Origin of the sequence: Mesorhizobium sp. M0761 (assembly GCF_040320205.1) — a bacterium.
In the GTDB taxonomy this organism is placed as follows: Bacteria; Pseudomonadota; Alphaproteobacteria; order Rhizobiales; family Rhizobiaceae; genus Mesorhizobium.
This window is the reverse complement of sequence record NZ_JAMYPF010000028.1, coordinates 11,695-33,285: the sequence shown is the minus strand read 5'-3', so window position 1 is coordinate 33,285 and position 21,591 is coordinate 11,695. Positions and strand designations below refer to the sequence as shown.

At 61.4% G+C, this 21,591-nt stretch carries 17 protein-coding genes; 4 read left to right on the top strand and 13 right to left on the bottom strand.

The window, feature by feature from the left end; genetic code table 11:
- Positions 1-62: 62 nt before the first annotated feature.
- Positions 63-884 (bottom strand): hypothetical protein, encoded by an 822-nt coding sequence (locus tag NKI32_RS29430; protein WP_353004838.1) that lies wholly within the window; start codon positions 882-884, stop codon positions 63-65.
- A 301-nt stretch (positions 885-1,185) separates the two neighbouring features.
- Here NKI32_RS29430 and NKI32_RS29425 point away from each other — a divergent pair, with 301 nt between their 5' ends.
- Positions 1,186-2,601, top strand: a complete 1,416-nt coding sequence (locus tag NKI32_RS29425; protein ID WP_023685078.1) for an adenylate/guanylate cyclase domain-containing protein — start codon at positions 1,186-1,188, stop codon at positions 2,599-2,601.
- 15 nt (positions 2,602-2,616) lie between these two features.
- Here NKI32_RS29425 and NKI32_RS29420 read toward each other — a convergent pair whose 3' ends face one another.
- From NKI32_RS29420 to NKI32_RS29390, 7 genes are all read right to left on the bottom strand, one after another.
- Positions 2,617-3,096, bottom strand: coding sequence for a class I SAM-dependent methyltransferase (locus tag NKI32_RS29420; protein WP_023831901.1), 480 nt, complete (start codon positions 3,094-3,096; stop codon positions 2,617-2,619).
- Positions 3,097-3,243: 147 nt separating this feature from the next.
- On the bottom strand, positions 3,244-4,425 hold the full coding sequence (locus NKI32_RS29415; RefSeq protein ID WP_031249370.1) for an ABC transporter permease: 1,182 nt from the start codon (positions 4,423-4,425) through the stop codon (positions 3,244-3,246).
- Positions 4,422-5,420: an ABC transporter permease gene (locus NKI32_RS29410; RefSeq protein WP_352538741.1), complete on the bottom strand. Its 999-nt coding sequence runs from the start codon at positions 5,418-5,420 to the stop codon at positions 4,422-4,424. The genes NKI32_RS29415 and NKI32_RS29410 overlap by 4 nt, the downstream gene beginning before the upstream one ends.
- Before the next feature lie 2 nt (positions 5,421-5,422).
- Entirely contained in the window at positions 5,423-7,321 is a 1,899-nt protein-coding gene (locus NKI32_RS29405; protein ID WP_353004835.1) for an ABC transporter substrate-binding protein, read from the bottom strand.
- Complete coding sequence (locus NKI32_RS29400) at positions 7,318-9,213, bottom strand: ABC transporter ATP-binding protein (RefSeq protein ID WP_023706796.1); 1,896 nt, start codon at positions 9,211-9,213, stop codon at positions 7,318-7,320. Before NKI32_RS29400 ends, NKI32_RS29405 begins: the two co-directional genes overlap by 4 nt.
- 151 nt (positions 9,214-9,364) lie before the next feature.
- The gene (locus NKI32_RS29395) at positions 9,365-10,705 is read right to left on the bottom strand and encodes an adenylate/guanylate cyclase domain-containing protein (RefSeq protein WP_353004833.1); all 1,341 of its coding nucleotides are present in this window, start codon (positions 10,703-10,705) and stop codon (positions 9,365-9,367) included.
- 303 nt (positions 10,706-11,008) lie between these two features.
- Positions 11,009-12,187, bottom strand: coding sequence for a DUF3095 domain-containing protein (locus NKI32_RS29390; protein WP_031196755.1), 1,179 nt, complete (start codon positions 12,185-12,187; stop codon positions 11,009-11,011).
- A gap of 74 nt (positions 12,188-12,261) precedes the next feature.
- Here NKI32_RS29390 and NKI32_RS29385 point away from each other — a divergent pair, with 74 nt between their 5' ends.
- Together NKI32_RS29385 and NKI32_RS29380 are read left to right on the top strand one after the other, a co-directional pair.
- Positions 12,262-13,350 (top strand): glycosyltransferase family 4 protein, encoded by a 1,089-nt coding sequence (locus tag NKI32_RS29385; RefSeq protein WP_352460930.1) that lies wholly within the window; start codon positions 12,262-12,264, stop codon positions 13,348-13,350.
- Positions 13,347-14,105, top strand: coding sequence for a polysaccharide deacetylase family protein (locus tag NKI32_RS29380; RefSeq protein ID WP_353004831.1), 759 nt, complete (start codon positions 13,347-13,349; stop codon positions 14,103-14,105). Before NKI32_RS29385 ends, NKI32_RS29380 begins: the two co-directional genes overlap by 4 nt.
- A 1-nt stretch (position 14,106) precedes the next feature.
- Here NKI32_RS29380 and NKI32_RS29375 read toward each other — a convergent pair whose 3' ends face one another.
- The 3 genes from NKI32_RS29375 to NKI32_RS29365 form a co-directional block, all read right to left on the bottom strand.
- On the bottom strand, positions 14,107-14,961 hold the full coding sequence (locus tag NKI32_RS29375) for an MBL fold metallo-hydrolase (protein ID WP_352652285.1): 855 nt from the start codon (positions 14,959-14,961) through the stop codon (positions 14,107-14,109).
- A gap of 111 nt (positions 14,962-15,072) precedes the next feature.
- The gene (locus NKI32_RS29370; RefSeq protein ID WP_023672144.1) at positions 15,073-15,540 is read right to left on the bottom strand and encodes a cyclic nucleotide-binding domain-containing protein; all 468 of its coding nucleotides are present in this window, start codon (positions 15,538-15,540) and stop codon (positions 15,073-15,075) included.
- Between the two features lie 34 nt (positions 15,541-15,574).
- A complete protein-coding gene (locus tag NKI32_RS29365; protein WP_353004828.1) occupies positions 15,575-18,289 on the bottom strand; it encodes an ABC transporter transmembrane domain-containing protein in 2,715 nt (904 codons plus the stop codon).
- A 262-nt stretch (positions 18,290-18,551) separates the two neighbouring features.
- Here NKI32_RS29365 and NKI32_RS29360 point away from each other — a divergent pair, with 262 nt between their 5' ends.
- Positions 18,552-19,223 carry a class I SAM-dependent methyltransferase gene (locus NKI32_RS29360; protein WP_081725482.1) on the top strand — a complete coding sequence of 224 codons (672 nt, stop codon included), beginning with the start codon at positions 18,552-18,554 and terminating at the stop codon, positions 19,221-19,223.
- Here the strand turns inward: NKI32_RS29360 and NKI32_RS29355 are convergent.
- Positions 19,201-20,349: a glycosyltransferase family protein gene (locus tag NKI32_RS29355; RefSeq protein WP_352712994.1), complete on the bottom strand. Its 1,149-nt coding sequence runs from the start codon at positions 20,347-20,349 to the stop codon at positions 19,201-19,203. The two genes, NKI32_RS29360 and NKI32_RS29355, sit on opposite strands and share 23 nt — an antisense overlap.
- Positions 20,346-21,590, bottom strand: a complete 1,245-nt coding sequence (locus NKI32_RS29350) for a glycosyltransferase (protein WP_023692899.1) — start codon at positions 21,588-21,590, stop codon at positions 20,346-20,348. The genes NKI32_RS29355 and NKI32_RS29350 overlap by 4 nt, the downstream gene beginning before the upstream one ends.
- Position 21,591: the final 1 nt, after the last annotated feature.

Here is a 21,591-nt window from a genome sequence, read left to right as displayed (position 1 = left end):
AGAGGCAATATGCCCGGCACGATGCACCGGACGTCACCTGAAAATCCAGCCGTCTCTGCGACCTATGCCGATTGCGCGGCAAAATGCCGGGGGGCGGCGCAGAGTTTGAGGATACCGCTGATGCCGATCCAGCCGAAAAGGGCAAGCCAGCACAATGTCCCGGCCGCCGTCCAGTCGATCCGGTGCACGGCAGCATCGGTGATGACGAGGCCAAGGACGGCAAGCAGGCCAACCAGAAACTGCGCCAGGCCGAGCACCAGCAGTTCCTCACGCGGCGCACTTCTCCAGACGAGATAGGTGCCGCCGGCACCCGCCAGGAAGATGGCGCTGTAGACCTGGGCGTGGAAGGCATCGATCGGCCACGGCCAGAAGCCACCGAATGTCAGGGGAAACAGCAACAGGCCGACGCCGTAGAGCCCGAGGATCGCCATCTCCACCGGTAGGTAGGCGCGCCATGCGGGGTTTAAGATCACGCCTTTTGCAGAAGGGAGGGCCCTTGCCCGCCACAGGAACAGCGCGGATACAGCGGCCGACGCAAGATAGACCAGAAACCATAGCCAGGGGGCTTTGCGCTCGAAGTTGAAATAGCCAAGGTTGATGAACGAAGCCGCCGACACGATGACGGTGAAGATGAAGGCCATGACCAGCACAAGCCTGCCGGGCGACCAGCGATTCCAGACCAGCAGCGCCGCCATCACTGCCATTTCGGCGGTGTAGAAGCCGCCGAGGAAGCGGGCATTGAACGGCGTGACGGCCCAGGGCCAGCGCGGCTTGACCAGCGCAGGCGCGAAAAACAGGCCGGCCCCAACGATCAGGACGATGATGACCCCCGCCGAGAAAAGGCGAAGGGCCGCCGGAAATGGCGGGTTGTCGCGTGTCGGCATGGAGAAAACCCCAGAGATGAATGCCCCATGGGCTATCATAGTTTGGAATTCAACAAATGGAAATTGACCTGTCACCAGGCTTGTCCATTCGAATGGCCGTACGGTCCGTTTCGCAGTATGATGGAGCGTTCGGGTCGAAGATCGGTCCGGCCAACACGCCTAGAGCCGGATGATTTCAGGTCTGTCCGACCTGAAATCTGAATCCGCCTCTAAATCAGGAAATAGAGCATGATGTCGTCCGAAAACCGCTTCACACTTTTCGGCATCATGCTCTAGCGGCGCAATTTCCGGAGCCTGCACGATGACCGAAGCTCAGGATCTGTTCTCGCTTCTGCGGCAATCGACCGATGTCGATCCGCAGGCAATCGACGCAATCCGGCAAACCATCGCCGAGGGCAAGGACCGCGAACTTTGCCGCATCAATGCGCTCGCCTTCGCCAGCAAGCATGGCCTCGACGAGGAACGCACCATAAGCGCCTTTCTCCATGCGGCGCGGGTGGGCATCTTCGACATTTCCTGGAATGTTCTGTGCCCCGGCTGTGGCGGCGTGCTCGACACCAACGCCACGCTGAAAACCATGCAGAAGGACGAATACACCTGCGCGCTGTGCTCCCAGGGCTATTCTCCGACCCTCGACGAGATGGTCGAGGTGACATTCACCGTCAGTCCCCGTGTGCGCAGGATTGCCGCCCACAATCCACACGAACTGCCGTTGGTGGAATATTACCGCCAGATCTACTGGGCGTCCGGGGCCGATCTGCCGGACGAGGATCTGGCGGAAAAGATGGAAGCGTTCTCGCTGGAAGATATCGAGCTTGCGCCCGGTGAAAAGGCGGTTCTGCACATCCAGCTTCCGCCCCAATTCATCATCGTCTTCGAGCCGGTCACGCATTCGGCCCAGTTCATCGACGCGAAGGGCGAACCGGCAAAAGAGCGGCGAAACCTCTCTCTGGCCTTCGACCGCGACCATGTCCAGAGCCAGACGCTGGAGATGCAACCCGGCCCATTGCGCATTTCGCTGGAAAACAGGACCGACACGCGCGTGCTGCCGACGGTCTTCATCGCCTGCCCGGTATTGCATGATTTCCTGGGCAAGCGCCGGCCCTTCGTGACCGCCAAGCGCCTGCTCACCAACCAGACGTTCCGGGATCTCTATCGCACGGATACGCTCGACATCAACCAGCGCCTGAAGATCACCAGCCTGACCTTCCTGTTCACCGATCTGCGCGGATCGACCGAGCTTTACGAGCGGGTGGGCGATCTTTCAGCCTTCGATCTCGTGCGCGAGCATTTCCAGGTTCTGCACGAGATCGTCGCGGCGGAGGCAGGCGCGGTTGTGAAGACGATCGGCGATGCGGTGATGGCGACCTTCGCGACGCCTGACCGTGCGATTGCCGCGGCGCTGCGGATGCGCGACGCCATGCGGGCCCTAAATGACAAAAGCGGGCGCGAGGACCTTCTGCTCAAGATCGGTGTTCACGCCGGCCCCTGCATAGCCGTGTCCATGAACGAGCGGCAGGATTATTTCGGCCAGACGGTCAACATTGCTTCGCGGGTCCAGAACCTCGCCAACGCACAGGCGATCTTCGCCACGCGTGCGGTGGTCGACGATAATCTCACCGCCGATCTGTTGCACAGGAACGCGCTGACGCCCGTGCCGCACGAGGTCTCGCTGCGCGGCATCGAGCGGGAGATTGCGGTTTATACGATCCCCTGAAGAGTTCTCTGCCGCTCACACGCGCCTGCAGAGGAAATAACGGTCGGCGGGCTCCGAAGTGGGCGCCGGGAGCTGTTGCAGCAGCGGGTGATCGAGCGGCGTGCCACTGACCGCGAAGCCGCCGACGCGAAGCAGGCTCGCAATCAGATCGGGAAGCCAGGTAGCGGTCACTGCATCGCGATCGTCATAGCCGGTGCCAATGTCGGCATGAACAAGGGCGGCTTCGATGCCAATGAACTTGCGGCCCGTCTCGCGTATTTCGCCGAGCACGAGGTTTTCAGCTTCGGGAATTGAGCTAGTGTGCGCGCCAACTTCGCGGTCGAACACCACGATCCGGCGCCCGGGCAGAAGCTCGCGCAGATGGTGGAATGTCCGGCCATTGCCGAGGCCGAGTTCAAGCACAAGCCCCTCCATCTTCGCCACCTCGGGGCAGATTCGATTGAGAATGTCGCGCTGCGCGGTCATCCTGCTGATGAAATTATCGAGGCGACTCATATGCGATTGTGTGTCCTGAACCAGCAGCCCCGATCGAGGCTTGCTGCATATAAAGGCGAACGACGAACCCTGCAATAACGCAACCGGCCGCCGACAAGCGTCATACCGGGTGGAGTGTTCGGCAGGCCGCGCGGTGGAACAGCGATATCACTTGTAGGGGTCTGCGGCGTCCCGCAAGCCGTCGCCGAGGAAGTTGAACGCCATGATGACGAGGATGACCGGCAGCATCGGCAAAAGCAGCCATGGATAGAACGCGATCACGCTGACGCTGCGCGCCTCGGTGAGCAGGATGCCCCAGCTGGTTATCGGCGCCCTCAGGCCGAGCCCGAGGAAGCTCAGCGCCGTTTCGCCCAGGATCATGCCAGGGATGGAGAGCGTCGCCGTCGCGATCAGATGCGACATGAAGCCGGGAATGAGATGCCGCCTGATGATGCGGCTGCTTCCGGCGCCCATCAACTGCGCGGCCAGAACGTAATCCTCCTCGCGCAAGGCCAGAAGCTTTGAACGCACGGCCCGCGCCAGTCCGGTCCAGTCGAGCAGCCCGAGGATGACGGTGATGCCGAAATAGATCAGGATCGGACTCCACGTTATCGGCATGATCGCCGCCAGGGCCAGCCATAGCGGAATGCTGGGAATCGATTGCAGGACTTCGATTATCCGTTGGACGATCAGGTCGAAGATACCGCCGTGATAGCCGGCCAGCCCGCCGATGACGATGCCGAGCAGGAAGCTGAAACTGATGCCGACGAGGCCGATAGTCAGTGAAATGCGTGCGCCATAGATCATGCGCGAGAGCACGTCGCGCCCCAGCCTGTCGGTGCCGGCCAGAAAGAGTTGGCCGTTCTCGGCAGGACAGACAAAATGCCTGTCACCTTCGATCAGGCCCCAGAACCGATAAGTGTCGCCCTGGCAGAAGAAACGGAGCCGCTGAACTTCGTCGTGGTTCTCGATGTAGTTCCGCTTGAGCGTGTCCATATCCAGCGTCATCTGGCGGCCATAGACGAACGGCCCGACGAACTCGCCATTGTGGAACAGATGCACGTGCTGCGGCGGCGCATAGATGTAGTCCATGTTGCGCGAGTGCAGATTGTAGGGCGCCAGGAACTCGCAGATCAGTATCCCGGAATACAGCACTGCCAGGAATATGCCGGATATAAGCGCAAGCCGGTGTTTGCGGAATTTCCACCACATCAGCCGCAACTGCGATGCCTGAAAGACCTTCGATTGCTCCGGCGTCATCGCCTCGACCGACTGCAGGTCGAAGGGCGCGCCGGAAATGTAGTGTTGCAGTGGAGCACCCGGAGCGGGCAGCGGCGAGTCCTGCTTCATTTGGTGCTGCCACCCTGCAAACGAATTCGTGGATCAAGCAGCGCCAGCGCCAGGTCGGAAATCAGCACGCCGATAACCGTCAGGAAGGCGAGGAACATCAGGAATGACCCTGCCAGATACATATCCTGGCTTTGCAGCGCCTTGATCAGCATCGGCCCGGTCGTTTCCAAAGACAAAACGATAGCCGTGATCTCAGCGCCGGAGATGATGGCCGGCAGGATCGAGCCGATGTCGGAAATGAAGAAGTTGAGTGCCATGCGCAGCGGATATTTGACCAGCGCCTTGAACGGATGAAGGCCTTTGGCGCGCGCCGTCACGACATATTGCTTGTGCAGTTCGTCGAGCAGATTGGCGCGCAGCCGCCGGATCATGCTCGCCGTGCCGCCGGTGCCGATGATCAGGACCGGGATCCAGAGATGAGCGAGGATCGACTTCGCCTTGGCCCAGCCCATCGGCTCGCCGAGATATTGCTGGTCCATGAGGTGGCCGATGGACGTGCCGAACCAGATGTTGGCGAAATACATCAGGATCAGCGCCAGCATGAAATTCGGAATGGCAAGGCCGAGAAGGCCGAAGAAAGTCAGGCCGTAGTCGCCCCAGCTGTATTGATGCGTGGCGGAGTACATGCCGATCGGAAAGGCGATGAGCCAGGTGAAGATGATCGTGACGAAGGAAACCAGCACGGTCAGCCACATTCGGTCGCCGACGACGTCGCGAACCGGCAGCTCATATTCGAAGGAATAGCCGAAATCGCCGTGCAGCATCCCGCCCACCCAGTAGAAGTAGCGAATGACCGGCGGCTGGTCGAAACCATATTCCTTGCGCATCATCTGGATGCGGTCGGAATCCACCGCTTCGCCCTGGGCCCGAAGCTCAGCGACATAGCTGTCGAAATAGTCGCCCGGTGGAAGTTCGATGATGGTGAACACCAGCGCCGATATGACCAGCAGCGTTGGAACCATCACGGCGATGCGCCAGACAAGATATCGAAGCACGCTCAGGAGCCTCCAAGCCAGAATGTGTCCGGCATGTAGACACCGAAATAGGAGGTCGGGTCGTAGCCGTAGAGTGCTTTGTCAGGCAGGTTGCGCAGCCGCGAGGATACCAGAATCGGCTGAAGTGTTTCGTTTACCGTACCGATAGAGAACACCTGATCGGTGTAGATCGACAGCATCGAGTTCCAGATTTCGGCGCGCTCGCTGGATTCGGTCGACCCGTTCCAGCGCTTGAGCAAAGCCATCAACTCGACCACTTCAGGAACATCGGGCGCCTCACCCATCTTGCCATGCGACAGATAGTAAGCGCCCCAGAGCGGCCATTGCAGCTGGTCGTCGATGGTGGGGGCCAGCTGGTATGGATTCATGTCGGCGGTCGGCACGCCATTGTCGATGCCCGACGACATCGACATCAGGATCTGGCCGCCAAGCGCACGGCTGCGGAAGATGTCGCGCTGCGAAGTCCGGATGAACAAAGCGATGCCGATCTTGCGCCAGTGATCGGTGATGAGTTCGAGCGCATCGGTTTCCAGCGTGCTTTCGCCGGCCGTTTCCACGATGATCTGCGCCGGGCGTCCATCGGGAAGTAGCCGCAGGCCGTCATCGTCACGGGCCTGAAGCCCGACCTCGTCAAGCAGTGCATTGGCCTGGTCGGGATCGTGGGCGACCCAGGCTTTCGCGAATTCCGGCCGGTAGAGCGGGCTCTCCGGCAAGACCGTATCGGCGCTTTCCTGCGCCAATCCGTAGAAGACGGCCATGTTGATCTCGCGCCGGTCCACAGCGAGCGAAAGTGCGCGGCGCACGCGCACGTCACGCAAAAGGCCACGCCACACCGGGTCGGCACAATTCAGATTGGGCATGAGCGCCAGCCGCGAACCCTGTGTGCGTTTCCACAGATGCATCTTCACCGGGTAGCGCTTCTCCGCGTCCTTCAGGAAGGAGTAATCGCTGAAGTCGATTCCCATGCATTGCAGGTCGCTCTCGCCCGCACCGGTCTTGGCGGAGATGATCGCCGACGAGCTGACATTCATGATGATCCGGTCGACATAGGGCAGTTGCCGGCCGTTCTCGTCTGTTCGATGAAAGAACGGGTTGCGCTCGAAGATGAACTGCTCGGCCGGCGGCTTGGTCCGGTTCTGCCAGGGGTCGAGTGTCGGCAGATCCGGGTTCTCCGGGCGATACTGCCGCGACATGCGGATGTGCAGCAGCGTCCATTTTGCGGTCCGGTTCTCCTTCATCAGGCCGGCGAGCCGGAATGGATCCTGATATTTCTTGTGGAACTGCTTGAGATAGGCGGCTGGCAAAACAAGCGGTGTCGGCGAAGCAGCGGCAAGTTTGGGCAGGAAGTCGGGATTGGGCGCGTCCCAACTGTAGCGGACCGTCAACGGATCGACGATCTCGAAACGTGGCGGCTTGCCGTCCGCCAGCAGGGCAGGGGCGAGCCCCCCTTGCGAAAGCTCATCGTTCAGCCAGACATCTTCCCAGCAATAACGAAAATCCTCCGGCGTCAGCAGGCTGCCGTCTGACCATTTATGGCCTTCACGAATCTTGAACGTGAAGACGCGATCATCCTTTACGTCGAAACTTTCGAGAATGTCGGCCTGAAAGTTAAGCTTTTCGTCATAGCCGACCAGCCGGGAATACCCGTAGATCGTCATCATCCGGATATCTTTCTGGCTGCCGATGATCGTACGCAGCGTGCCGCCATACTGGCCGGGCTGCCGGCCCATCGCCGCGAGGTTCAACGCGCGCGGGCTTTTGGGCAGGCGCTCCGCGAGTGGCGGCAGAGCCCTGGCTTTCAGCTGCGGCTGAAGAAAATCCGGCTCCAGATCGCCGGCGCGCGCCGTGCCCGGCAGAAATGCCGAAGCCATGAGACCAAGGACAATGCGGCGGCTGATCAATGGCGTAACTCGCTGACATCGGCCGAACGTCGGGCCAGCACGAGATGGCCGCCGCCGAGATCGAGCGGCGACAGCATATCCTCTTCGCCCTCGTCGCGGAATTGCGGGCCCCATGCGCTGGTGTCGGAAGCGCCGCCGAGCTTCAGCGTCTTGAAATCCATCGGCCGGTCGAGATCGGGGAAGGGGACTGCGGCGAGCAGCGAGCGCGTGTAGGGGTGGATCGGTTTCCTGAGCAGAATTTCGCGCGGTGCAAGCTCGACGATACGCCCGCCGCACATCACCGCGATGCGGTCCGCCATGTAGTCCACCACCGCCAGATTGTGGGATATGAACAGGTAGGTCAGGCCCAGTTCCTTCTGCAGGTCCTTCAGAAGGTTCAGGATCTGCGCCTGCACGGAGACATCGAGCGCCGAAACCGGCTCGTCGCAGATCAGCAGTTCAGGCCCCAGCGCCAACGCGCGCGCGATGCCGATACGCTGACGCTGCCCGCCGGAGAAGCTGTGGGGATAGCGCTGGATGAAGCGCGGATCGAGCCCGATTGCCTGCATCAGGCTCTTGACCGTGGCTAGCCGGGACGCCGCATTGCCACGTTGATGGATTTCCAGCGGCTCGCTCAAGATGTTTTCCACTGTCATGCGTGGCGAAAGTGACGAAACCGGATCCTGGAAGACCATCTGGAGTTTCGCGCGCAGCAAGCGCAGGGCGTCTCCCTCGGCTTCCAGGACGTCGATCGGTCCGTCGCGGCCGTTGAAGATCACGGAGCCACCGGTAGGGGTGACGGCCCGCATCAGGATCTTGCTGACGGTGGTTTTGCCGCAACCGCTTTCGCCAACCAGGCCCAGGCACTCACCTCGCCTGATGTCGAAGCTGACGCCGTCCACGGCGCGAACAGAGGTCTGATGGCTCCCGCTGAACCATCCGGAGTTGCGGATGGTGTAGACCTTTTTCAGATCCCTGACCGACAGCAGAATGTCGTCCGGCCCTTTCGCTTCCGGCGCCGTCTGCTTGCCCAGCAGGGTCCCGACATTCACCGGCACCTCGCGGAGCGCCTTCAGTCTTTCGCCAGGCTTCAGGTCGAAATGCGGAACGGCTGCCATCAGGCCCTTCAGGTAAGGGTGGCCTGGCCGGCGGAATATTGCCTCCACAGGGCCCGCTTCCATGATCTCGCCATGGTACATGACGACCACCTCGTCGGCGACATTGGCGACCACGCCGAGGTCGTGCGTGATCAGCAGCATTGCCATGTTGAGCTTGGTCTGGAGCCCACGAAGCAATTGCAGGATTTGCGCCTGGATGGTGACGTCCAACGCCGTCGTCGGCTCATCGGCGATCAACAGAGCGGGCCGGCAGATAAGCGCCATGGCGATCATGGCGCGTTGCCGCAATCCTCCCGAAAGTTCGAACGGATACATGTCGTAGGCGCGCTTGGGATTGGGAAACCCGACGAGCCCGAGCATTTCCTCGGTCCGTGCCTTGCGCTCCGTCCGATCCATGCACGTATGAATCTGCAGGGATTCGCTGACCTGGTTGCCGATCGTGTGCAGCGGCGACAGCGATGTCATCGGCTCCTGAAAGATCTTGCCGATGCGGCTGCCTCTCAACGCCCGGATTTCGGGTCCGTCTCGCGGCATCTGCAGGATATCCTGCGTCGTGCCGGGCTTTTTGGGATCGGAAAACAGGATACGGCCGCGAACATGGGCCGTGTTCGGCAAGATGCCCATCACGGCCTGGCTGAGAACCGATTTTCCGGAACCGGACTCACCGACAAGTGCGGTGACCTTGCCGGGCAGGACGCGAAGATTTGCCCGCCTGACGGCATGCAACGGTCCCCCGACAATGGCAAAAGAGATGCCAACATCCTCGATCCGCAGCAGATCAACGCCTGCATCCATTCCCACACCAGCCCCAATCTGGCGCCTCCCGACCGGCCCCAAAAAGCAAGACTAGCGCATTGTCAGCGCAGAGCAACTTGGATTCGAAACGAATTCCCCGGCGACCGGCGGCCGGACAGCATACCAGGGCGTCCAGATCGGATGGTGGTGACTACTGGAGCTTCCTCCGGTCGCCCGCCGACAGCCGCGCGGCATCGCGATGAAGCAGCATGACCTGCTCGGCGTCCGATATCCGATCGTGAAACGGCTGCAGCGCAGCGTCTTCATCGAGTGCGAGAGCACCCGACAGATCGGGTGAAAGCACCGTCAGCTTCTGCTTGCTGCCCGCCAGTTCCTCATCGCCGAGCGTCAGCCAGCTGTTGGCCCCGCAATAGCCGGCGAAGTCCTTGCTGGCGAGAACGCTGTGCGGATATTTCTTAGTCAGGGTCTGGAGACGCTGGACCTCGTTTACAGCCGAGCCGAAGACGGAGAATGTGAGTCGGTCGGTAAGCCCGACATTGCCGAACATCACATTGCCGACATGAAGGCCGATACCAAATTTTATGTCGCCCAGTCCTTGCTCTTTTCTGCGCAGATTGAGCTCCATCATGCGCATGCTGGCCTTGTGCGCAGCCGCAAGAGCAGCCTGGCAGGCGATCTCTGACTGCGCCCGGTGCCTTTCGCAGGGGTAGACGGCAATGAATCCATCCCCCAGGAAACTCATGATCTGCCCGCCTTTGCGATTAAAAGGTGCTGCGATGGCATCGAAAAACTGGTTCAGCGTATCGATATAGACTTCGCGGCCGGAGGTTTCGGCGAGCCTTGTCGACCCGCGCATATCGCCCATCACCAGCGCGGCCCGGATTGTGTCGCCCTCGCCGCGCTTGATCTGGCCGTCCAGCACGCGCCTGCCGGCGTCACCGCCGAGATACGTGGTCATCATGTTGTCGGCGAGCTTGGTGAGCACCGCCATCTTGCTTGCTATAGCGAGATGGTTCTGGATCCGCAGCAGCGCCGAAATCATGCTGTCGCTGAAGCCTGAAGCACTGTCGGTGGACCAGGACCCCAACATGCCCTGACTTGTATCGCCGTTGAAGGGATGGACGAAAGCCATGTAATCGGTGACGCCCATAAGCCTGAGCTCATCGAAAACAGGAAACTCCGACCGCACCGACGGGTCGAGCCGGCGCCGCAGATGGTCGAGCTTGTTGCTGAGCAGATGGTAGTATGGGCTGGTCAGGAATCTGTCGGAATGGACGCCGTTCTCACTCCGGAAGCCTTCCACTTCCAGGCCTTGGCCGCGAATCCAGGTGAAACCGAGCGCGTCATAAAGCGGATGCAGCATCGAAAAGCTCAAATGCACCCGCTTCAGCGGCAGGCCGGCAGCAGCCAGCCGTTCACAAAAACCCTTGACCAATGTTTCCAGGTCGTCGCCCGCCAGCGCCGATTGGGTCAGCCAATCGGCAACCTTATCCATGAGAATGTTGGAAATTTCTGTTTGCGCTGTGCTCATGCTATCTCGAAACCCGTCGAAGACGAGCCATCTCCTTTGATCCGCAAAATTCTCGAAGTCAATGAAGCCGGCTTCGGGGGCAGAAGCCGGCGAAGAATATCCCGAATGACTGTCCTTGCAGGAAGCAAGCAGACGTCGACCGCACAAATCACCTGCAACACTATGTGGCGAGGCTGCCGGCGAAGTGCAATCCCGATCCTGACATCGCGCAAATAATTGGTCGGCTCAGGCACCGTCGGGCTCGCCGGGTCCCAAGAACTATGGCCGCGGCGCATTGCGGAAAATCGATTCCCCAAGCCGTCATCAGACCGGCGCCTTCGCCTTCAGGCTTGCGGCAGCCATTGCATAGCCGCCGGCGGCGCCATCGATGAAGTGAACATGATCGCGCTGCAGCGGCGAGATGACGAGGCATGTCATCAAGGCCGACTTCTGGCGGTGCAGGCCATAGTTGCAGATGCCGGCCTCTTCCGCTTGTTTCAGCCGGTTCTCGATCCGCTGCAACACATCCGCGTCGACGTCGATGGTCATCTTCAAGCCGTCGTCGAACTTGCGGAAATCCGAATTGCTGGCCACCTCGCGCTTGTAGACCTTCGGGTCGAAACCGCCGATCGTCCAGCCCAATTTGTCGGTGACGGCCGTAAGCGTCATCAGGAAGATCACCCACAGCTTGGCCAGCCACCGCCGCCCCGGCGGCGCCGTGGCCCGTGCCTCGACATCGAGACCGGCGGGCAAGAGACTATAGGCCGGACCGTCCACCGGCACCGGGTGGCCATCGCGCTCCTGCCTGCCGGCAAGGGCGATGATGTCGGAAGCCAGAAACTGGAAACCACGCAAGTCGCGCGATGCCCCGGGCACGGCTATGATCGAGACAATTTCGCCATGCCGGGCTTCGATCGGGTTCCAGCGGCAGGAGAGGCCGGTCAGATCCGGCCGCGCGCCGGCCGGGGCGGGGTCGACGCGGTAGCGCCCGGCTTTCATTTCGGCTTCCGCCCAACTGCCGCCGCCGCCGGCGAACATGGCATAGAAGGCTGCTTCGGAGGCCTGGAACCTCGCCACGCGAACGTCGAGGCCTTGCGCTCTTATGTCCTTTATCGGCACGATTGCGGCACGCAAGGTCAGGTCCAGTTCGTCCGCCACCCATCTCTGGACAGAAGCCAGCGCGTTACGGGCGATCTCCAGCGCCGAGCCGGGAAACGCCACGAGCGCGCCGTCGCCGCCGAAGACGAAGGGAAGATCTTGCCGGCCCAGTGCATTGAGCAGCGCCGAAATGACGCTGGCGCCGGCCATATTGACGGTTTTGTAGCGCCCGGCTTCGATCGCCTTGGTCGAGCCGACGATGTCGGCGGTGGCCAGCGCCCAGCCATCGGGGAGAGGCCGATAGTTATCGATATCGGCAACGCTTTCGAACTTTGCGAAGACCGGCAAAGAAGCGACGAACGGGTCGGACGCGACAGCTGTTTCCATAAGCATCAGATAGCACATTCCAGCGCTTGAAGGTGAAGTCGATCATGCCTCGAAATTGACTTGGGCAGGCTTTGCGATGATAGGATCGCGCGATGCGAATTGCCTTCTACGCCCCGCTGAAGTCGCCCAATCATCCCGTTGTCTCCGGCGACCGCCAGATGGCACGGATGCTGGTCCAGGCGCTGCAGCATGGCGGGCATAGCGTCGAACTGGCATCGGAGTTGCGCTTCTATCTACGCCAGCCGGAACCGAAAAGTTTCGATGCGCTCATGATCGAGGCCCGGGACGAAGCCGCGCGACTGACAAGGCTTTGGGACCGTGACGGCAAGCCCGATCTCTGGTTCTCCTATCATCCCTACTACAAGGCGCCCGACCTGATCGGGCCCGAGCTGGCGTTGGCCTTTGCTGTCCCCTATGTGACGGCCGAAGCCTCCTATTCCGAACGGCGCAACGCCGGTTCGTGGGCCGATAGCCAGGCATTGGTGGCGCGAGCCATCGAGCAGGCGGCGCTGAACATCTGCTTCACGCAAAGGGATCGCCAGGGGCTGGCGGATGCTGTTCCCCACGCCGCTCTCGGTATGCTTTCACCCTTCATCGACACATCGGCATTCCACGAAATGCCGGTACTGGATTATCCGACGCGCCTCGTGACCGTCGCCATGATGCGCCCGGGCGACAAGGTCTTGAGCTATCGCATGCTGGCGCAGGCGCTCGGGTTGATCGGCCACCTCCCCTGGACGCTGTCGGTCGTCGGGGACGGACCTGCCCGTGACGAGGTAAAGGCGCAATTCGCCGGCTTGCCCGCCGACCGTATCGAATGGCTTGGCGCGATTGAGCCGGTCGCCGTGCCGGATGTCCTCTATCGCGGGGGAATCTACGTCTGGCCGGGTTACGGCGAGGCCTATGGCATTGCCTATCTTGAAGCACAGGCCGCCGGCCTTCCGGTGGTGGCTCAGGACATTGCTGGCGTGCCGGAGGTCGTGCGGCATGGCCAGACCGGGCTTCTCACCCCGCCAGGCGATGTGGCGGCGTTCGCTTCCGCAATTGCAAGGCTTCTGGCCAATAATGATGAAAGAACCATCATGGCTGCAGAGGCCAGACGTTTCGTTCTCGAAGAACGCTCTCTCGGTGCTGCAAAGGCCCGTCTGGCGGAACTTCTCAAGATGATCCCGTTGTCATGACATCCGACCCGACTTGGCAGCCCCTGGTGGACGAGCTGGCGTACCGGCAACGGGCGGGCCGCAAGGCAGAGTTCTGGCTGCGCGACGATGACGCCGTGGATCCGACGCCGGCGCTCGATCGGTTGCTCGACCTCACCGGTGACTTCGCGGTGCCGGTCACTCTGGCCGTCATTCCGGCCCGGACCGACGGGACGCTTGTCGTCCGGCTTGACGCGGCGCCGCATGCCACGGTCGCCATTCATGGCTGGGCGCACCGAAATCATGCGCCCGAGGGTCAAAAAAAGCAGGAGCTCGGCGCGCATCGGCCACGCGAGGTGGTGCTGGATGAGCTGGCCGGCGGGCTGTCGCGCGTAACAGGCCTGCACGGCGCACGTGCGGTTCCGATGCTGGTGCCGCCCTGGAACCGGATCGACGCCGGTCTGGTACCCGACCTCGGATCGATAGGATTTGCGGCATTGTCGGTGTTCGGGCCGGCAAGGCCGGCTTCCCTGGCGGTCATCAACAGCAATGTCGACATCATGGATTGGCATGGCACGCGCGGCTGCCGCGATCATGGTCTGTTGGTTCAGGCCATCGTCGCGCAATTGCAGGGTGCATTCGACGGCGGCGAACCGGTCGGCCTGCTCACCCACCATCTCGTCCATGATGAATCGGCATGGCTTTTCCTCGAACGGCTGTTCACGATCACCGCGCGGACCGAAGCCTGCGCATGGCTTCCGATCAGCACATTGACCGAACGCAGCGCCGGAAAATAGCTCAGCGCTTTTTGTTCACTGAAGTTGGAAATGTGAGCGTCTGGCCATCCCGCGCCGCAAAAGCGCCGGCAAATCTGTCTTTGGCCAGTTTCTCCATCTCGTCCAGCTCATCGTCGGTGCGTGCCGGATCGTGGTGAAACAGCGCAAGCCCGCGCGCGCCGGCCGCTTCGCAGAGCTTGACGCCCTGTTGCCATGTCGAGTGCCCGTTGCCGCGGTAGCGCTCCATTTCCTCCTCGGTGTAGGTGCAATCGTAGATGACGAGGTCGGCACCTCTGATCAGGCCGAGCACCGCCTGGTCGAGTTTGCCCGGCTCGTGCTCGGTGTCTGTGATGACCGCCACGACGCGGCCACCCCATTCGACCCGGTAGCCGATGCAGCCGCCCGGATGGGTAAGACTACCGGTTCGCACCACCACCCCTTCGCGCGGCCGAAGCACGTCTCCGGATGTGAAATCGCGGCAGTCGAGGCTCGCCTTGCAGACACCGAGTGTCACCGGAAACCATGGCGGCCGAATGAATTCATCGACCATCTGCCGCGTCGTCATGCGTCCAGCGAGATGCCCGGACCAAAGCGTAACTTTGATGCCTCGTTCATAAATAGGCTTGAAAGCCGGCAGCCCGATGACGTGGTCGTAGTGGCAATGGGTGAAAAACAGGTCGAAATCGGTGACGCCCGCCGCCCGAAGCGTCCTGCCGGCAGGCCGCAAGCCGGAGCCCGCGTCGAACAGAAGCGTATGCTTGCCGCATTGCATCTCGATGCAGATCGTGTTGCCGCCATAGCGAGCAAATTCTGGCCCCGACACCGCAATGCTGCCGCGCACGCCCCAAAACCTGACAAGGAAGAAATCGTCGTCCATGCACCCTTTCGCCCATCGTAGCCAACCAACTGCTGCCAGAGTCGTTCCAGGAAAGGTGTGACACGGTTCCGGAAACTGCATCAAAACAAAGAAACAGAGCGGCTCGCCGTTTCAGTGCAACTGTGAATCGCTCTCGGCCGTTCGTGCGTCGATCAGGTCCGCGGTCGTACTGCTTAGCCGATCGGCAAGAACCCGCAATATTTCGATGGTCATTTCGGGAAACTCCTTCATAAGCCTCAGGAAATGGTCCTTGCGGATTCTCAAGGCCTCCAGCTCACTTGCCGCTTTGACGGTGGCAGTACGGGAGCTGTTGCACAATATGGCAATCTCGCCAACGATCGAATTTGGCAGCAATTCGGCAACTTTGATCGGGCCATTGTCGGAATCGACCAGAATATCCGCGCTGCCTGAAAGGATGACATAGGCGGCGTCTGCCTCGTCGCCCTGCCGGAAAAGAATCTGGCCGGCACTGTAGTTCACGCGATCGGACGTGAACGCGAGCAGCTTGAGCTTTGTCGGCTCGATGCCAGAGAACAAGGGAACGCGTTGCAGCATTCCAACTTCATCCTTGAGCAGCATTGTCGCAAACCTTCCTGAATTCGCGTTTGCCAGACTATGACACAAGTTCCTTGAAGATACCGTTTCCCGCCAAGAGTGTCTCGTGTGTTCCGTCTTCCACCAATTGGCCTGAGTCAAAGACCACAACCCGATCGAACATCGCCGCCATTGCCGGATTCGTCACCACCCACACAATTGCCGGCGAATGGCCGTCGCGTCCGGCTTCGTCGAGCACATTCCGCAGCACCTTGTCCTGCACGCGCTGGTCGAGCGCCGACAGCGGCCGATTGAGAATGAGGAAATCGGGACGCTTGAGCAAGGCGCGGGCAACATCGAGCTTCTGTCGCTGTCCGCCGGTCAGCCGCCTGCCGGCGGCGCCGACGTTGAAGTCCAGGCCGACATCCAGAAGCTCGGCATAAAGCCCCAGTTCGTCAAGAATATCATAGACGATGGAGCGAATACGGTCCGGCGCGTCGGGATGGTTGTTGCCGACACGCCCGAACAGGACGTTGTCCATGACGGTGGCCGCGGCGATGTATTTGGCAGGGTCAAACCGTTCGACAGCTTTCTCCAGCTCGGCCGGCAGGTTTTCATAGAACTGGTTGCGTGCAGCGATGATCTTGCTCATCAGCTCGTCGGTCAACAGGCCGAAGCGATGCCGGGGCTCGATATAGGCAAAGCTTAAGGTGACCATCATGGCGCGGTCGGCCTCCGAAACCGCATCGTAGGGGCGATTCTTGAGCCGTTGCAGCAAGGTTTCGTAGGCGGGTATCTCCTCGGCGCTCATGAAGGCGAGCTGCTGGAAGAACTGGTGTTCGGGCGGCAGGTCGGCAAACAGCTCGATCGCCTGTTCGGCGATCTCCATGCCCATTTCGTAGAGCGTGCGGTCGAGGCCGGCTTGCTTCAGCACGGAAGCAAAATAGGGATTGGACGCCAGTGCCTTGTGAGCCAGTTCGGGGCCGGCAGCAGCGCCGAAGAGCAGGTTCTGGCCGATCGTCGCTTCCTTGTTGTAGGCGCCCGGTTCAAAAGGAACCACCAGCGCGCTCAGGCCTTCTTCCTCCAACCGGGTTCGCAGCGCCGCACGCAATTCGACGATCCGCTCGGCAAGCTTCGTGTGGCGCTTGAGGTCGGCCGAAGAGCGCAAGCCAAGATCCAGAATGTCGCGCGACAGAAGAACCGCGTCGAGCACCCGGCGCACGGCTTCGAAGAGGTCGTGCGGGCCGGTGGCGCCGGCGGAGGCATAGTTGATCCAGTCGCTGCGGATATCGAGATCCGGATTGCCCGACCGGCGCGCCTCGTCGATGTTCCAACGGTGCTGGTCCGCCGCGGCGCCGTCATATGTCACCGATGTCAGCGGCGCATGCTTCAAACCGTAGAGCAAATTGTCGCGCAGGCTTGCCTGGAACAGGAAAACATCCGACGAAGCGTAGGACATGCGCCGGCCGGTCACGGCTTCGGGGAGATCGAGCAAGTCATCGGAGCCCGAAACGATCCTTCCGCTGTCCGGCCAGGTCAGCCGCGCAAAGGCTTCCGCAAGCGCCTCCGCTCCCCCTGTTGCGGTGCTGACCAGCGCCACCGTCTCACCGGGCTTGACCTCGAGCGAGATGCGATTGAGGAGCATTGCGCCGCCATCGTCGGCTATCGACAGGCTGACCGCCGACAGCGGCTTGGTCATCGGAGCGGGATCGTCGACCGTCAATGCTCCGATTTCCGGCGCGATGATATTCTCGACGGTGAACTGTTCGACGACCTGCTGATATTTGACCTGGACATCCTGCCGGTCCTGATCCCAGTCGATCAGTTCCTTCATCGGTCCGGGCAAGTCCTTGTAGGCGCCGATCACGGCCACGAGCTGGCCGACATCCAGCCGCCCCTGGATGACCAGATAGCCACCGATCATGTAGAACAGAAAGGGCGTGAGCTGCGCGAGAAAATTGTTGAGGAACTTTACCATGAATTTCCATTGGTAAAGATCGAAGCGGATTTTGAAGATGAGCCCGAGCCGGGCTGCTATGTCGGCGCGCTCGTAGTTCGACGTATCGTGGACGTGAACCGCGCCGATGCCGTCGACGATTTCGCCAACCCGGCCTGAAAGCGCGCGCGCCGTCAACTGCCGCTGGCGCCCGAGCACGAGCAGCCGCCGCCGCATTCGCGGGATAAGCACGATCTGGATCGCCACGATCACGACCGCTATCATTCCGAGCCAGACGTTCTGGACCATGATGAACAGCATGGCCGTCAGCGCCTGGCCGCCGAGCAGCACCGGCTGCAGGAAGGCATCGCCAATGAAGCCGCCCAGCGGCTCCACCTCGTCCTTCACCATGGTCGCCACTTCGGCGGATTTCACCCGCTTGAAGTAAACCGGCGGAAACCGCAGCACACGATCGACCAGATCGAAACGAATACGCCGCAGCATGCGTTCGCCGAGCCGGCCCTTGTAAGTGTTGATGTAGAGCTTGAACAAGCCGTTGATGACGACCAGCAAGAGGAACACAAGGCTGAGCGCAAGCAGGGTCGAGGTGCGGTCCAGTTGAAAACCGGAGAAGAACTGGACCTCGCCGATGAACGGCAGGTTATAGTGCAACCGCATGAATGGCAGGGTCGCGCCCGGTTGCTCGAACCCCTTGCCCTGGATCGGGCCGTTGACGATCAGCTTCGGCAGGTCGAACGACATGAAATACGGGACCATCGAAAGCACGACGATCATCAATATCCAGAGCTGCTGCTTCCTGGTGTGCGTCCAGATATAGCGGGCTAGGCTGGTTTCCATATGCGATTGTCAGTTTGAAGGATGCGGAATGTAAAGGCACCTGCTGGCAAATGGTGTATCGGCCATGTCTTCGCCGCCAACGACGAGCTCAAAGCGGCAGCTGCGCGCCAGGCGGATGGGCGCCGATGGTCCGGACAAATTCAATTGGCCTCCTCCGGGCAATGGCGAAACGGCTTGCGGCACAGTCGCGTCCGCAAGTCGAACAGGCAAGAGGCAAGATTGCGTTGTGTCGCCGGAAATCCCAACATAGAAGACGAATATGATGGATGTCACGCAACCACGCAATGCCGGCATGGGTGGGCATGAGCAAGCCCTGGACCTCACGCGGGGAATTGCCGCCTACGTCGACCACCCTCTCGTGGCCGGGCTGGCGCGCGTCATCGCCAAGCATCCGCAGGCCGATATCGCTAATGCCTTCAACCACAAGCAGGTCGCCTGCAAGATGTGGGCGCTCGACAGGCTGTTCGAAAGCGACGGCGGCCGGTTCGAACGCATATGGGTTCTGGGTGGATGGTACGGCGTATTGCCGGCGATGCTTTTCAACGACGCCCGCTTCGACATCGGGGCGATCGACAGCATCGACATCGATCCCGAAGTCGGCGCGGTCGCCCGGACACTCAACCGGCAAGCCGGCGAGCGGTTTCAAGCACTGACGGCAGATATGTACGCACTCGACTATGGCGCCGGCCGACCCGACCTGGTGGTCAATACGAGCTGCGAACACATAGCCGATCTCAGCGCCTGGCTTGCCCTGCTTCCGCGGGGTACGAACGTGCTGCTGCAGTCGAACGACTATTTCAGCGAGCCGACGCACATCAACTGCGTGGCGTCACTTGCAGCCTTCGAAGCAATGGCGGCGCTGCGGCAGATCAGGTTCTCCGGCGAATTGCCGACAAAAAATTATACACGCTTCATGCTGATTGGAACTGTTTGAAGCGCTCGCGCAGGATTTGCGCCGAGCGCCGCGCCCCTTCCAGATCGAGACGATGCGAGGCTGGCGGCGGTCCCGCAAGCGCCTGCTCGATCGCATGCGCCAGACCTTCAGGCGTCAGGTCCTGTTCCGTCAGCACCGTTGCAAGACCGAGCTCTTCGAGCATCAGAGCGCGACGCGTCTGCTCGGTTTCCCCGCCGGCTGCAAATGGAACGAGCAGCGAGCGACACCCCGCGCGCATGACATCGCAGACCGTGTTGTAACCCGCCTGCGAGACCGACAGGCGGGCGCCGGTCAGCAGGCTGGCGAAATCCTCGCGGAACCGGAAGATGGACAGGCGTGGGGAGGCATCGCGTGAAATCGCGTCAAACTCGTCCTTCGGCAGGTTTGGGCCGGTGATCAAACACCATGTCCAGGCGTTGTCGGCATTTCGCGCCGCCGCGACGGTGAATCTGACAAGGCTCTTTCCGGCCGCCCCGCCGCCAACCGACACCAGAACGTCGAAGCGCTCTGAGGCCGCTTGCGCCGGCGGCGCGGCAACGAGCCCGGTGTAGGCGACCTCGGCCCTGATCGCCCCAGCCAGCGGAAATGTCTTGTCGATGGTTGCGAAAGCCGGATCGCCATGGACCATGACAAGATCGAAATGCCTGTTGACGAGATCGACCGTTTCTTCGTTTCGGCTCGGCTTCACGCGCTCCTGAAGGATGTCGCGGACGGACGCCGCCAGCAGCGGTCTGGGCGATGTCGCTTCGATGGCCTCGATCAGTGGCAAGAGTTCGAAACGCATCTGCCGGCGTCCAAAGGGAAACGCCTCGATAATGACGATGTCGGGCCTGTAATCCCGGAAAGCCTGCAGCAGCATCTCTGAGCGCCGCCTCTTGAAATCATCGTCGATGGCTTTGCCCTGCAGGTCGACAAGTCCGGAAAATCCTTCGTCACCGGAGGTGACAGGCGGCAGGGTCACGGATTTTACACCCGATCCCGGAAATCCCGCGATCGGCGCTCCGCCGGTCACGACGATGACGTCGAACCCGTCATCGACCAGAGCCGCCGCAATGCGGCTGGCGCGCGCGAGATGGCCGATGCCGAGCAGGTGCTGAACATAGAAGAAAGCGCGCAGCCGCTTCATTCGGCGGCCCGCCACTCCCGCTCGAACAGTTCCTTGAGCTGTCCAATGCCTGCCACATGATCGAAATTGCTTCGCACGCGCCGCTCCGCGGCGTCGCCGAGGCGGACGCGCAGGACGGGATCGCGGATCAGGCGCTCCAGCGCCTGTGCCAGGGCAGTCGGGTTTTCCGAGGGAATCAGCAGCCCGGTTTCATCCGACGATAAAAGCTCCGGCACGCCGGAAATATCGGTCGACACGCAGGCAAGCCGCTGGCTGGCCGCCTCCACCAGAACATTCGGCAGGCCGTCCCGGTCGCCATCCGCGGTGATCCTGCAGGCCAAAGCGAAGATGTCGGCGCTGCGGTAGTGCTCAAGCACCTCCTCCTGCGCCAGCGCGCCTTTCCAGGAGACGCGCCCCTCCAGTCCGAGCCTTTGCGCCAGCGCCTTCAGCCGTTTCAGTTCCTCGCCGCCACCGATATGCTCGAAACACCACGCCAGATCGCCAGGCAAGAGGGCAAGAGCCTCCAGCAACGTATCATAGCCCTTCTTTTCAACGGCGCGTCCGACACTCAAGATCATGACCGGTTCGGCCGGCGCCGAGCCGTCACGCTGTTTTCGCGCCTCGCCGAAACTGCCGAAGCGGTCAAGGTCGAGCCCATGATAGCTCAGATGCACGGACGAACTGCCGTTGGCGAGTTTTTTCAGATGGTCGAAGCCGGTTTTCGTGCACGTGACCGTCCAGCGCGCCGAGGAAAGCTTGCCGGCCAGATCCCAGTCCGCCGACGTCCAGATGTCCTTGGCATGGGCTGAGCAGCTCCAGGGCAAGCCACGAAGCTGGCTGGCATAGCGCGTCACCGATGCCGGCGTGTGCGCGAAATGGGCATGCAGCCATCCGGCATCTTGCGGCCATTCGGCCGCCAGCACCAGCGCTTGCCCGAAGCGCCGCGCGCGATTGCGGGTAAAGTCGCGGCGGATATCGGCAGCGAGCGATCTGAGCGCGCGCCAGAAGCCAGGCCGCGGCAGACAGGCAAACAGCGATCGAACCACGCGCAGCGGCTCTCTGTGCAGATATTCCGGCAGATAATGGACGGGGGCCTTGATCTCGTCATGCACGGGATGACGTTTTGCGTCGGTCGGCCGCCTGAGCGCGAAAAGTATCAGGTCGAACCCCGCACGCTCCAGACCGAGCAGCTCCTGCGCGATGAAGGTTTCCGACAGCCGCGGGTAGCCCTTCAGAACCACGACGATCTTGCGGTGTTGCAAC